This window comes from Leeia oryzae DSM 17879 (assembly GCF_000376945.1).
In the GTDB taxonomy this organism is placed as follows: domain Bacteria; phylum Pseudomonadota; class Gammaproteobacteria; order Burkholderiales; family Leeiaceae; genus Leeia; species Leeia oryzae.
Map to the genome: position 1 here is coordinate 55366 of NZ_AQXU01000018.1, position 13503 is coordinate 68868.

Sequence of the window (13503 nt, forward strand, 5' to 3'; positions counted from 1 at the left end):
ATGATTGCCATTGGACAAACCCTGCCTGCAGGTCAAGTAACGGAATATGTCGAGGTTGAAGGTAACGGTTGCAGCATCGGGCCGAACACGTTTGAGGTTGCGGACCTGGTCAAGGACAAGACCATTGTGATTTTTGGTCTGCCGGGTGCGTTTACGCCAACTTGCTCGGCCAAGCATTTGCCGGGTTATGTGGCCCAGATTGATGCATTCCGTGCCAAGGGTGTGGATGAAGTCTGGTGCTTTGCCGCCAATGATGCCTTCGTGATGCATGCCTGGGGTGTTCAGCAAGGGGCCAGTGGCAAAGTGCGCATGATCGCCGATGGCAGCGCTACCTACACCAAGGCACTGGGTCTGGAACTGGATCTGGTAGCACGTGGCATGGGCATGCGTTGCCAGCGCTTTGCCATGGTTGTGAAAAACGGCGTCGTGACAGCGCTGAATGTGGAAGCTGCTGGCAAATTCGAAGTCAGTAGCGCAGAAGCTGTGTTGGCCGCACTGTAAGCTGCCGGCTTGGTAGCGCATCACAACAAAAAACCCGCCGAAGCGGGTTTTTTGTTGTCTCTTATTGTCTTTACATGCCGGTTCAGGCATCCAGCTTCTGCTTGAGCAAGGCGTTGACCTGTGCCGGGTTGGCTTTGCCTTTGGAGGCTTTCATGCACTGACCGACAAGCGCATTAAAGGCCTTTTCCTTGCCGGCCTTGTATTCCGCTACCATGGCAGCATTATTGGCCAGCACGTCTTCAATCACCGCCTCGATGGCACCCGTATCCGTGATCTGCTTCAGCCCCTTGGCATCAATAATGGCATCCGCCTCACCTTCGCCCGCCCACATCGCCGCAAATACATCTTTGGCAATCTTGCTGGAAATGGTGTTATCACTGATGCGCTTGAGCAGGCCGGCCAGTTGCTGCGGTGTGACCGGGCTGGCGTCGATACTCTTTTCTTCACGGTTCAGCTGAGCCATCACCTCGCCCAGTACCCAGTTGGCCACCAGCTTGCCTTCGCCGCCCAGTGTCTTGACCGCGGTTTCAAAGAAGGATGCCACAGCCTTGTTGCCGGATAACTGGCTGGCGTCTGCCAACGGCAAGGCATAGTCTGCCATGAAGCGGGTTTTCAGCGCCTGCGGCAATTCTGGCAATCCCGCCTGAACGCGTTCGATCCAGGCCTCGCTCACTTGCAGCGGCAACAGGTCCGGGTCCGGGAAATACCGGTAATCGTGTGCGTCTTCCTTGCTGCGCATGGAGCGGGTTTCGTCCCGATCCGGGTCGTACAGACGGGTTTCCTGCACCACCTTACCCCCATCCTCGATCAGTTCGATCTGGCGGCGGACTTCAAAATCAATGGCTTTTTCCAGAAACTTGAACGAGTTGACGTTTTTGACTTCGCAACGCGTCCCCAGTTTGGTTTCGCCTTTCGGGCGCACAGACACGTTGGCATCCATGCGGAAACTGCCTTCCTGCATATTGCCGTCACACATGTCGAGCCAAGTCACCAGCGAATGCAATGCCTTGCCATAGGCCGATGCTTCTGCACTGGAGCGCATAACCGGCTCGGACACAATCTCCAGCAATGGCGTGCCAGCACGGTTCAAGTCGATACCAGACATGCCATGGAAGTCTTCATGCAGCGACTTGCCGGCATCCTCTTCCAGATGGGCACGGGTCAGTTCAACAACCTTTTCCTGATCACCAACCTGAATGGCTAGCGTCCCGCCTTCCACAATCGGCAGTTCAAACTGGCTGATCTGGTAACCTTTGGGCAGATCCGGATAGAAGTAGTTTTTGCGGGCAAAGATGGAGGTGCGATTCACCTTGGCCCCAATGGCCAGACCAAAGCGGATGGCTTTTTCGACCGCCTCACGGTTCAGTACCGGCAGCACGCCCGGCAAGGCAATATCAAACGCATTGGCCTGCGCGTTGGGCGCGGCGCCAAACGCCGTTGAACTACCGCTGAAAATCTTGGATTTGGTATTGAGCTGCACGTGGACTTCAAGCCCGATCACAACTTCCCATTGCATGGTAAAACCCTTCTCATACCGGATGCCTGCGGGCATCCATCAATTCATCTCATTGCTGCCATCACGCCCGGTCCCTTGCATATCCTTGACCCGGTAGTGGTAGCCATACACTTTTTCAAATCCGGACTTGTGATACAAGCCGATTGCTGCCGCATTTTTGTCGAACACCTGCAACCAGGCCCGCTGACAACCCTGCCGCACGCCATATTGCATCAGTGCCTGCACGATCTGCTCACCCAGCCCCTGACGGCGATGCTCCGGATGCGTCACGATATCGCACAATCCGAGCCAGTTGCCTTGCACGATACCCAGCCCCAGCGCAACCACCTGATCTTGCCGGGTGATCATGGCGCCGATATGCGGTGGCATGGCTTGCAGCAACCGGGCGAAAGGCCCGTAATGTGCCTCAGGCATGCCAGATAGCACCCTGTAAGCACGCTGCCAGATATCATCCGCAGTCATCAACCGGACACCTCCCGGCAGAGCAGACCCCAGATCTGTCAGCGCTGCCGTCATGACCCAGCTCGGGTCCAGCAGACGATAGCCCCGGCGCATAAGCACTTGCGTGAATCCCGGAGGCACGTCATCGGTCAGTTTCAGCTGTGCCGGTAGGGCAATCGCGGCGTACTGGTGTTCAACCCAGTCCAGTAACGGCGCCACCGGCAAGCCGGTGTATTGCGTAACCCATGTCGAATTGGCGCGCTTGGTATAGCCCCCGTTGCTGCGCCATACCCAGCCCGACTTGTTCACCTGCTGCGCGGCAGGCCAGGCCTGCAAGGCCAGCTGTTCCAGTTCATCCTGCAAACTGGTCACACCGGCCCCCTGTTACAGTACTGGCGCTTGCTGATGCCAGTTGGTGACTTGCTGGTACTGGTGGGCCAGACCCAGCATTTTGGCTTCGCTAAAATAATTGCCAACCACTTGCAAACCGATCGGACGTCCCGTACGAGTGAAGCCAGCCGGTACGCTCATGGCGGGCAAGCCGGCCAGGTTGGGCGACAAGGTATACACGTCTTCCAGATACATCTGCAGCGGGTCGCTGGCACGGCTACCCAGGTCAAACGCGGCCGTTGGTGCGGCGGGCCCCATGATCACGTCACAGACCTCGAATGCACGCTGAAAGTCTTCTGCAATCAGGCGGCGGACTTTCTGTGCTTTCAGGTAGTAGGCATCATAGTAACCGTGTGACAGCACATACGCTCCAGTCAGAATCCGGCGTTTGACTTCTTCGCCAAACCCTTCGCTGCGGCTCTTCTCGTACATGTCGTTCAGGTCGGTATATTCTGCAGCACGATGCCCGTAACGTACGCCATCAAAGCGGCTCAGGTTACTGGAGGCTTCCGCTGGTGCCAGAATGTAATAGGTCGGGATCGCCATGCGGGTACGTGGCAGTGAGACATCCACGACTGTTGCGCCCAGCTTTTTGTATTCCTCGACCGCGGCCAGCACAGCAGCGGCCACTTCGCCATCCAGCCCCTCGGCGAAATATTCTTTCGGCAGGCCGATGCGCAACCCGGCCAGTGGCGTGTCCAGCTCGCGGGTATAGTCTTCCGGCGCACGCTCCAGACTGGTGGAGTCCAGCTCGTCAAAACCGGCCATCACGTTCAGTAGCAAGGCACAGTCTTCGGCCGTCTGGGCCATCGGGCCACCCTGATCAAAACTGGAGGCATAAGCCACCATGCCGTAGCGTGACACGATGCCATAGGTTGGCTTGATACCGGTAATGCCGCAGAAACTGGCCGGCTGACGAATGGAACCACCCGTATCCGTGCCGGTTGCGGCCGGCACCATGCGTGCAGCCACTGCGGCGGCAGAGCCACCCGATGAACCACCCGGCACAGCCAGGCGATCCCATGGATTTTTCACCACCCCATAGGCGCTGTTCTCGTTAGACGAGCCCATGGCGAACTCGTCGCAATTGAGCTTGCCCAGGTTGACGAGGCCGGCCGTCTTGCATCGGGCCACCACGGTAGCATCGTAAGGCGATACAAAGTTGCTGAGGATTTTGGAACCACAGGTCGAGCGCCAGCCTTCGGCCACAAAGATGTCTTTGTGCGCCAGCGGAACGCCTGTGAGCAATCCGGCCTGCCCCTGGGCACGACGCGCATCTGCCGCACGTGCCTCGTTCAGTGACTTGTCTGCATCAATGGTAATAAATGCGTTCAAATCCGGATTCAGGGCGTTAATGCGAGTAAGATAGTCTTGTGCCAGTTCTTCACTACTGGCCGCTTTGCTGGCAAGTGCTTCCGCCAGCTGTTTTAGAGTTGCGTTTTGCATATCACTGCTCAAACCGGTTGGGAGTTATTCAATGACCTTGGGCACCAGATACAGGCCTTTTTCAACCTGAGGTGCAACGGCTTGCAATGCATCACGACGATCCGTCTCGGTGACTTTGTCTTCCCGCAGGCGTAGCGCAATGTCCTGAGCGTGCGACATTGGCAAAACGCCTTCCGTATCAATCGCTTGCAGTTCGTCCACCAGTGCAAACAGTCCGCTGAAATGGCTTTGCAGCTGGGTTGCTTCTTCTGGCGTCACACGCAACCGTGCCAGCCGCGCGATTTTTTGAATTTCATCTAGTGTTAATGACATAAAAATGTCCGCTTATCATGCTTAATTTGGGAACCTGAATAGGGTATCATACTCTATTTGCTGTGCACTGCCGAAACGAAGGCGTGGTTTTGTTGTGAAAAATCACTCCGCGCCGCAGTGCCGAACCGTATTTTACAAGACAGCGATGACTTGCTGTCCCTGTTTTTTTAAAGAATATTTAGCGGAATTACAAGGACTTATCCATGTTTGGTGCACTATCCAACTATTTTTCGAATGATCTGGCCATTGACCTTGGTACCGCTAACACCCTGATCTGGGTAACGGGCAAAGGAATTGTACTGGATGAGCCATCCGTTGTTGCCATCCAGCAGGAAGGCGGTTCAGGCGGGAAGAAAACCATTCTGGCCGTTGGTCTGGAAGCCAAAAAAATGCTGGGCCGGACGCCTGGCAGCATTCGCGCCATTCGCCCGATGAAAGATGGCGTGATCGCCGACTTTACCGTTACCGAACAGATGCTGAAACAGTTCATCAAGAAAGTGAATCCGTCACGCCTGTTTTCCCGCAGCCCGCGCATCGTGATCTGTGTACCTTGCGGCTCGACACAGGTAGAACGCCGTGCGATCAAGGAATCTGCCCTGAATGCTGGCGCCTCCAAAGTGGAACTGATCGAAGAACCGATGGCTGCCGCGATTGGTGCCGGCCTGCCGGTTGAAGAGCCTACCGGCTCCATGGTGGTGGATATTGGCGGTGGCACGACCGAAGTGGGCGTGATCTCCCTGGGCGGTATCGTGTACTCCAGTAGCGTCCGTGTGGGTGGTGACAAGTTTGACGAAGCCATCATCAATTACATCCGCCGCAACTACGGCATGCTGATCGGTGAAACCACTGCGGAAGAAATCAAGAAGCGCATCGGCTCTGCCTTCCCGGGTGCCGAAGTGCGCGAGATGGAAGTCAAGGGTCGCAATCTGGCGGAAGGGATTCCACGCTCTTTCACCATTACCTCGAACGAAATTCTGGAAGCACTGACCGAGCCGCTGAACCAGATCGTATCCGCCGTGAAGTCTGCGCTGGAACAAACCCCGCCAGAGCTGGGCGCCGACATTGCCGAAAAAGGCATGGTCTTGACCGGTGGCGGTGCGCTGCTACGTGAACTGGACCGCCTGCTGATCGAAGAAACCGGTCTGCCGGTTATCGTGGCAGAAGACCCGCTGACCTGTGTGGCGCGCGGATCAGGTCGGGCCCTGGAAAAACTGGATAAAGTCGTTTCCGGCAGCATCTTCACGAACGACTGAGACATGCAAAAAGATTGACTGGCCGGGCGTTAAAACGCCCTGAACAAGCCAGTCTCAAGGGCGAGCCTGCGGGTTCGCCCTGTGTGTTTCAGTGTTTGCCAATTCATACTACCCGTTGCGCTGGACCGTGGATAAAGAAACCCAACCCGCCTTTTTTGGTCGTCGCCAAAGCCCGCTCAGCAAATTGCTGTGGTTCGGTGCGACCTCGCTGATCCTGTTGTTTACGGATAGCCGGTTCCGCTATCTGGAAACCATCCGTGACAATGTCTCCGTTGCACTGTACCCGCTGCAGCAGGCTGCCATGCTGCCCGGCAAATGGATGGGCTCTACCCAGGAGTTTCTGACCGAACAGGCAACCCTGAAGCAGGAGAACCAGCAACTGCGGCTGGACCGCCTGCGAGTCACCGCCCGACTGCAGGAGGCTGATGAACTGGCCGCCGAAAATACCGCCTTGCGCAAAATGCTGACGCTGTCACTCAGCTATCCGGAACGCGGTCAGGTCAGCGAAATGCTCTACGCCGGCCGGGACCCGTTTACCCGCAAGATCATCATCGACAAGGGCAAGTCCAACAATCTGACGGAAGGCTCGCCCGTACTGGATGCAGCCGGGCTGGTTGGCCAGGTGACACGGGTGCATCAGCTGATGGCAGAAGTCACGCTGATTACCGACAAAGGGTTTCCGGTGCCGGTGGAAATCACCCGCACCCACCAACGGACCGTCGTGTACGGCACCGGCCAGGACGGCTGGCTGGAAGTACGCTATCTGGCCCTGAATTCGGACATCAAACCCGGGGATACACTGGCCACGTCTGGCATTGACGGCACGTATCCTGCCGGGTTGATCGTAGCCCGTGTGGAACGGGTGGAACGTGCCGGCGGCCAGCCATTTGCCAGAATCTGGTGCAAGCCTATTGGTGGCGTGGATCGCAGCCGCCACTATCTGGTATTGGGCAAACCGGCCGAACTGCCTGAGTACCCAGCCTCCGCATTACCGGCAGAAAAACCCAAGAAAAGCGTAAAGGCTAAGAAACATGCGCCGTAGTCACCAGACCCTGTTATTACCCGTCAAGCCCTGGTTTGTCTGGTTTTCGTTGTTGCTAGGGCTGCTGGTCAACCTGCTGCCATGGCGCAATAACGGCTGGATGCTACAACCCGACTTTGTGGCGGTGCTGTTGCTCTACTGGAATCTGTACGAACCCGACCGGGTGTCGATCGGCTGGGGGTTTGCCTTCGGGCTGTTGATGGATATCGCCGATACCAGCCTGTTCGGGCAGCATGCGCTGGCTTATGTGATCATGCTGTACCTGAATATCCTGCTATCCCGCCGCATGCGCTTGTTTGGCTTCTGGAATCAGGCCATTCATGTACTACCCCTGCTGCTGCTGGGTTCGCTGGTAATGTCCGGCATCCGCCTGCTGGCAGATGGCCGTCTGCCAAGCCTTACCTATTTTACCGCTCCGGCTGTCGGCGCATTGATGTGGCCCCTGATGGTGCATCTGCTGCAACTGCCACAGCGTCGGGCAAGAGAGTCCGAACTCTGATGTGTATCGTTGCTCCATCCCATTTTAACGTCTGGTCATTTTCATGAATCGTCCTACCTTGAAAGGCTCCGGGCAGGATGGCGTTCAGTTCCAGATCCGGGTCATTTTACTTGCCTTCCTGATTCTGCTTGGCTTTGGCGGCCTGATTGCCCGCTTCACCCTGCTACAGGTCAGCCGGCATGACTATTACCACACCCAGGCAGAAAGCAACCGTATCGGCATTGCACCGGTGGTGCCCAATCGCGGGCTGATTGTCGACCGCAACGGCATTGTGCTGGCCCACAACTATACGGCCTACACGCTGGAACTGCGTCCGGACAAGATCGAGGACCTAGAAGCCACCATTGCCGAGCTGGGGAAAATCATCCCCATCCTGCCCAAGGAAAAGCGTCAGTTCTACAAACTGAAAGCCGAGAGCAAGAACTTTGAAACCCTGCCGCTCAAGATCCGTCTGACCGACGAGGAAATTGCCAAGGTGGCGGCACAGAACTACCGTTTCCCCGGTGTCGAAATCAAGGCCCGGCTATTCCGGGAGTATCCGTACAAAGAACTGACCTCGCATGTAATCGGCTACATCGGCCGCATCAGCCAGACCGACGAAGACCAGCTGGCCGCCGAGAACAAGGTGGCCAATTACCGCGGCACTTCCCACATCGGGAAAAACGGCCTGGAGCAGTTTTATGAAAACGAGCTGCATGGCACCACCGGTGTGGAAGAGGTCGAAACGGACTCTAGCGGCAGGGCCATTCGCGTCCTTCACCGCACGCCGTCCATTTCCGGCAATACCCTGCACCTCTCGCTGGATATCCGGGTGCAGCAGCTGGCCGATGAACTGTTTGGCGACCGTCGTGGGGCGCTGGTCGCCATCGACCCGGCCACGGGGGGTGTGCTGGCCTTCCTGAGCAAACCCGGTTTTGATCCCAACCTGTTTATCGATGGAATTGACTCGCAAAGCTGGCAAGAGCTGAATGATTCACCTTTCCGGCCACTAAATAACCGTGCCCTGCGCGGCATGTATCCGCCAGGTTCAACCTTCAAGCCTTTCATGGCTCTGGCCGCACTGGAAATGGGCTATCGCCGGCCGGGTGACGCCATTGCCGACCCGGGCTTCTTTGCCTTGCCGGGCAGCAGCCATCGCTTCCGGGATGACAAACCCGGCGGCCACGGGTTGGTGGACATGTACAAATCGATTGCGGCCTCGTGCGATACCTATTACTACCGGTTGGCGTTTGACATGGGCATTGATGCCATTGACCGCTTCATGCCCAAGTTTGGCTTCGGCAGCCAGACCGGCATTGACCTGCCCGGCGAAGCCACCGGCATTCTGCCGTCTCCGGCCTGGAAACGAAATCGTTTTTCGTCACCGAGATTCAAGGAAGAGCAGCGCAAATGGTATCTGGGCGACGTGGTCAGCATCGGGATCGGTCAGGGTTATAATGCTTACACTCCACTGCAACTGGCCAATGCCACAGCCATCATGGCCAACAACGGCGTGGCTTTTCAGCCGCACGTGGTAGACCGTATTGAAGACGTCAGCACGCACACGTTCCGCAAGATTGACCCGGCACCGGCGGCGCGCAATAACTTCAAGCCGGAAAACCTGGAAGTCGTCAAACATGCCATGCAAGGCGTGGTAGGCCCAGGTGGTACGGCTTTCGGTATCAGTGGCGGCCTGGAATATACCATGGCCGGTAAAACCGGGACGGCACAGGTGGTGGGGATCAAGCAGGGCGCCAAATACAACGCCGCCACCACCAAGGAAATGCATCGCGACCATTCTTGGTTCATTGCCTTTGCGCCGGTCGAGCAGCCGAAAATTGCCCTGGCCGTGCTGGTCGAAAACGGGGGCTTTGGTGCCGCGACGGCCGCCCCGATTGCGCGTAAGATCATCGATTATTATCTGCTTGGCAAACGTCCGGAAATCATCCCGTCCGGCAAAGGCGACGCAACAGCATCCGAAGCCAAGGCCAGTGTAGAGGAAAACGAGCATGATTAAGCACTTATGGCTGCGATTGATCAGACCGCTGGACCCCTGGCTGCTGATCATTCTGCTGGCCCTCATATGCGTCGGCCAGATCACGCTGTATTCGGCTGGCGAACGCAGCTTTGACCGGGTCGAATCGCAAATGATCAACTTCGCGGTGGCCTTTGCCTGCATGTGGTTTGTCGCCAGCCAGCCGCCACAGCGGTTGATGAGTGTGGCGCTGCCACTCTATCTGCTGGGGGTGGCGCTGCTGGTCGGGGTATTCCTGTTTGGCGATGTCAGCAAAGGCGCTCGCCGCTGGCTGAACATTGGCGTGACCCGGATTCAGCCGTCGGAAATGATGAAAATTGCCCTGCCGATGATGCTGGCCTGGTACATGCACAAACACGAGGCGATGCTGCGGGTGCGGGATTTTCTGGTGGCGGCCATCCTGCTGGCCATCCCGGTAGCCTTTGTACTGAAGCAACCCGATCTTGGCACGGCTATCCTGATCGCCGGTTCCGGTTTCTTTGTCCTGTATCTGGCCGGGTTGTCATGGAAACTGATCGTGCCGATGATTCTGGTCGGGATTGTCAGCATCTGGTTTGTGATGGATCTGGGGCGTTGCAGCCAGGTGTTCCATGATTATCAATGCCAGCGGGTACAGACACTGCTGGACCCGAGTACCGACCCATTGGGCAAGGGTTACCATACCATTCAGGGGACCATCGCCATCGGCTCTGGCGGCGTGACCGGCAAAGGCTGGCTGCAGGGAACCCAGACCCATCTGGATTATATTCCCGAGAAAACCACGGACTTTGTGTTTGCCGTTTATTCGGAAGAATTCGGCCTGGTTGGCAACCTGGTGCTGCTAACCCTGTATGTACTGGCCCTGATGCGCGGCCTGTCGATCACCATGCACGCCAATACCCTGTTTGGCAAATTGCTGGCGGGGGCCATTACCATGACCTTCTTTACCTATGCGTTTGTGAACATGGGCATGGTGTCGGGCATTCTGCCTGTGGTGGGGGTGCCGTTACCGCTGATCAGCTATGGCGGAACGTCGCTGGTGACCCTGCTTATCGGGTTCGGCTTGCTGATGAGCATCCGCCGCCACCGTGCCATGATCAAGTTTGGTTGAAGGAATGCGTATGACCATCAACAGACTGACACTCGCTGGCGCATGCGCCGTCACCCTGCTGCTGGCCGCATGCGGCACCAGCCAGATGCCACAAAATGGCCAGCGCACACCCGACACCGGCCCACCCAAACCGGCCGCCAAAACCAGTAAAACCGACAACACCTATGTCCCCGGTGCCAAACCTAGCCGAGACCCCAAGCTGCCACCACCGTCCAAAGAGGGCGGCTACTATCTGGATGACGGCCCGGCCGAGGTCATTCCACCCGGACTGGAAAACACACCAGATGCCGAACCCAAGGCCGAGCCGTTAAACCGCTTTGCCAACAAACCCTATAATGTACTGGGAGATACCTGGGTACCGGATACCACCGGCAAACCGTATGTGGCCGAGGGCAGAGCGTCCTGGTACGGCAAGAAGTTTCATGGCAAACGCACCAGTAGCGGAGATTTGTACGACATGTTTGGCATGTCCGCCGCCCACCGCACCTTGCCCATCCCCAGCTATGCCCGCATCACCAATCTGGAAAACGGTAAGTCCGTGATCGTTCGCATCAATGACCGTGGCCCCTTCCATAGCGAACGGCTGATCGATTTGTCTTTTGCCGCGGCCTTCAAGTTGGGCTACTCCAGCAAGGGCAGTACCCGGGTTCGTGTCGAGCGGGTCTTCCCGATTGGCCAGTCTCCGTCGGCCACGCAGCTGGCAGCGCAAGACAAGGACAATAGTCTGTTCCCTGCAGCCTCCCCGTCAACGGATACTCCGGCGGGCAGTGATACCCCGACAATGATCAGTGGAGCGCTCTATCTGCAACTGGGATCGTTCAGCCTGAAAGCCAATGCCGAGGCCCTGAAAGAAAAACTGGCCGGTCCGCTGGCTGCGCTAGGCAAAGATATTCAGGTGATTTTTTACAAGAATCTGCACAAGGTAGTGCTTGGTACATTTGACAATGAACAACTGGCGCGAGCCAGCATCACTGAGGTCAAACGCTTGTCCGGTCTGCAAGCCATGCTGTTGCGCCCCTGAGACCAGCCCATCCCGTCCGCCGTGGTCATGCCCCTTTCAGGGCTGGCCATGGCACCCGTGACAACCAGTGCGTTTCCCACTGCCGCTGGGCCACTTCCAGCAGACTGGCTTCGTCCGTCCGGTGCAAACCGTACAGGCCAGGATGCCGGATATCCATGGCGAAGCACTGCGGATAATCCTTCACCCTCAGCACCGGATCGATACTGACAAACACGGCGACCGTGGGGACATCGAACCCGGCCGCCACATGCAAGGTTGCGCTGTCTGTCGAGAACACAAACCGGGCTGACCTGACCCAGGCCAGATAGTCCCGGGTGGGCACTGGCGCCAAGTGGTGGTAGGCCGGATGCGTTAAGGCCTCAAACCCGTAAACCGGCAAGCGGTATTGCTGCCACAAGGCATCCAGCACCAGGTACTGCACGTGCTCTGGCATGGTACGCAAACGGGTACTGGCCCGCGGGCTAAAGAACACATAGGGTTCCGCCGGCGCTACGGATGGCAGCGACAAGTCTTGCAACCAGTGATGCTGGCGGTTAATGCGGGGAATCAGCGCGGCAGGTACACCGAGTGACTGGATAAAGAAATCCAGCATGTGCAGGCGTCCAAACGAGGGCCTGGCCACCACATCGGCCAGATCAATTACCCAGTGCCGCGGGCCGAGTGCGGGCAATCTGGCCGGCAGCTCCACCACCTCAAACCAGTGTGATACCAGTCGCAGCAGGGATTTCACGGCGTCTGGCGCATATCGCCCGTAATACACCACAATCTTCAAGGCAGGATACAGGCGTTTGAGGCCAATCAGCGCCGTCAGCCCCATGATGGCATCCCCCAGGGCAACCCCGGTGGCATTGATGACATGAAGCGATGTCAGATGCGGCGGCAACTCAAACGGGGTCTTGTCCGCATGACGGACGTAAGGCGAATGCGGTAGCGGTTGCAGCCCGGGAATCAGCTCCGGATGCAAGGCGACGTCAAAGGGTAGCCAGATGCGGTGCTCCGCATCAACCAGCGATGCCCCCAGCCAGTGATGTGCGAGTGTATTCATTTGATGAGCATCCAGCCCATGATGATGCCGGCACAGGCGGCACTCCCCACCAGGACAGCGTGCCACCAGGCCGGCCGTAACGTGGCCGGCAACACAAACTGCCAGTAGGCCATACCGAGCAGGACGGGCCACGCAATCCACCAGGACCAGCCAACCGCCAGTACCTGCATGCTGCATATCAGCGCATACAAGACGATGGTCGCGCTCCACTCCCGCCATGGCCAGGCCTCATTGGGCCGGTACACGCTCAGAATGGGCAGACGCTCCAGAGACAGCCAGTAAGCGGGCTGGCGGGAAATCTCAAGCTGCAGATGAGAGACGGTAGCGGCCGGGAAAAAATGCTTTAACCCGTCTTCCAGTGATTCGACTTCTTCCCACGGGTTGTGTTCCAGCTCTGCCAGTTGCGTGATCTGCTGCTGTTGTTGCAACTGCTGGTGTGCACTCAGGAGCCGGGCCAGGCGGAAACCCAGCCATAACATGGCCAGAAAAGAGAACAGAACAAACAGCTGACGCCGGAAATCCGGCGTGGCGTCTCCTGTCAGAAGCAGGCTCCCCAGCAGGGTACCTGCCAGAATAGGCGCTTCCAGTGCCGGCAGGCAGATTGACCAGTCCCGTCTGGAATAACGGATCAGCGGGAGAATGTCCGGCAGCAACTTGCGCAGGTAAAAAGTCAGGATGCCCTGACCCAGCCAGCGGGAAAGCCAGCGCCAGACGCGGTCGCCTCTGCCGGGCACATAGGGTTGCACCCCCTGAAAGTGCGACTGGACATAGCCCAGCAACACCCATTGCCTGGGGGTGCCGTCATAACTGTCGGCCAGCTGAAGGCACCACCAGCGGGCTTTGGCTGCTTGATCTGTCGGATTGGATGGCATGGGCATAGTCTCTCACATTTCTGGATGAATGCAAGTCACCCGGCATGCGACGATGCCCCGA

At 57.6% G+C, this 13503-nt stretch carries 13 protein-coding genes; 7 read left to right on the top strand and 6 right to left on the bottom strand.

The features are described 5' to 3' along the window. Positions 1-501, top strand: coding sequence for a peroxiredoxin (locus F552_RS0105165; RefSeq protein WP_018150661.1), 501 nt, complete (start codon positions 1-3; stop codon positions 499-501). Positions 502-583: 82 nt separating this feature from the next. Here F552_RS0105165 and gatB read toward each other — a convergent pair whose 3' ends face one another. The 4 genes from gatB to gatC are packed head-to-tail and all read right to left on the bottom strand — an operon-like array spanning position 584 to position 4606. Then, a complete protein-coding gene (gatB, locus tag F552_RS0105170) occupies positions 584-2017 on the bottom strand; it encodes an Asp-tRNA(Asn)/Glu-tRNA(Gln) amidotransferase subunit GatB (RefSeq protein WP_026182409.1) in 1434 nt (477 codons plus the stop codon). A 39-nt stretch (positions 2018-2056) separates the two neighbouring features. Further along, complete coding sequence (locus F552_RS0105175; RefSeq protein WP_018150663.1) at positions 2057-2830, bottom strand: GNAT family N-acetyltransferase; 774 nt, start codon at positions 2828-2830, stop codon at positions 2057-2059. Positions 2831-2842: 12 nt separating this feature from the next. Then, entirely contained in the window at positions 2843-4294 is a 1452-nt protein-coding gene (gene gatA, locus F552_RS0105180) for an Asp-tRNA(Asn)/Glu-tRNA(Gln) amidotransferase subunit GatA (protein WP_018150664.1), read from the bottom strand. Between the two features lie 24 nt (positions 4295-4318). Further along, positions 4319-4606, bottom strand: a complete 288-nt coding sequence (gatC, locus tag F552_RS0105185; protein WP_018150665.1) for an Asp-tRNA(Asn)/Glu-tRNA(Gln) amidotransferase subunit GatC — start codon at positions 4604-4606, stop codon at positions 4319-4321. 203 nt (positions 4607-4809) lie between these two features. Here gatC and F552_RS0105190 point away from each other — a divergent pair, with 203 nt between their 5' ends. The 6 genes from F552_RS0105190 to F552_RS0105215 all read left to right on the top strand — a co-directional run bounded on the left by F552_RS0105190 (position 4810) and on the right by F552_RS0105215 (position 11525). Next, positions 4810-5859 carry a rod shape-determining protein gene (locus tag F552_RS0105190; RefSeq protein ID WP_018150666.1) on the top strand — a complete coding sequence of 350 codons (1050 nt, stop codon included), beginning with the start codon at positions 4810-4812 and terminating at the stop codon, positions 5857-5859. A gap of 91 nt (positions 5860-5950) precedes the next feature. Then, positions 5951-6901 (top strand): rod shape-determining protein MreC, encoded by a 951-nt coding sequence (gene mreC, locus F552_RS0105195; RefSeq protein WP_018150667.1) that lies wholly within the window; start codon positions 5951-5953, stop codon positions 6899-6901. Beyond that, complete coding sequence (gene mreD, locus F552_RS0105200) at positions 6891-7400, top strand: rod shape-determining protein MreD (protein WP_018150668.1); 510 nt, start codon at positions 6891-6893, stop codon at positions 7398-7400. The genes mreC and mreD overlap by 11 nt, the downstream gene beginning before the upstream one ends. A gap of 43 nt (positions 7401-7443) precedes the next feature. Next, entirely contained in the window at positions 7444-9396 is a 1953-nt protein-coding gene (gene mrdA / locus F552_RS0105205; protein ID WP_018150669.1) for a penicillin-binding protein 2, read from the top strand. Then, on the top strand, positions 9389-10504 hold the full coding sequence (rodA, locus tag F552_RS0105210) for a rod shape-determining protein RodA (RefSeq protein ID WP_018150670.1): 1116 nt from the start codon (positions 9389-9391) through the stop codon (positions 10502-10504). Before mrdA ends, rodA begins: the two co-directional genes overlap by 8 nt. Positions 10505-10514: 10 nt before the next feature. After that, positions 10515-11525 carry a septal ring lytic transglycosylase RlpA family protein gene (locus F552_RS0105215; protein ID WP_018150671.1) on the top strand — a complete coding sequence of 337 codons (1011 nt, stop codon included), beginning with the start codon at positions 10515-10517 and terminating at the stop codon, positions 11523-11525. A gap of 25 nt (positions 11526-11550) precedes the next feature. Here F552_RS0105215 and F552_RS18545 read toward each other — a convergent pair whose 3' ends face one another. Both F552_RS18545 and F552_RS0105225 read right to left on the bottom strand, forming a co-directional pair. After that, positions 11551-12570 (bottom strand): glycosyltransferase family protein, encoded by a 1020-nt coding sequence (locus F552_RS18545; RefSeq protein WP_018150672.1) that lies wholly within the window; start codon positions 12568-12570, stop codon positions 11551-11553. Further along, positions 12567-13442, bottom strand: a complete 876-nt coding sequence (locus tag F552_RS0105225) for a hypothetical protein (protein ID WP_156802225.1) — start codon at positions 13440-13442, stop codon at positions 12567-12569. The genes F552_RS18545 and F552_RS0105225 overlap by 4 nt, the downstream gene beginning before the upstream one ends. Between the last annotated feature and the right edge of the window lie 61 nt (positions 13443-13503).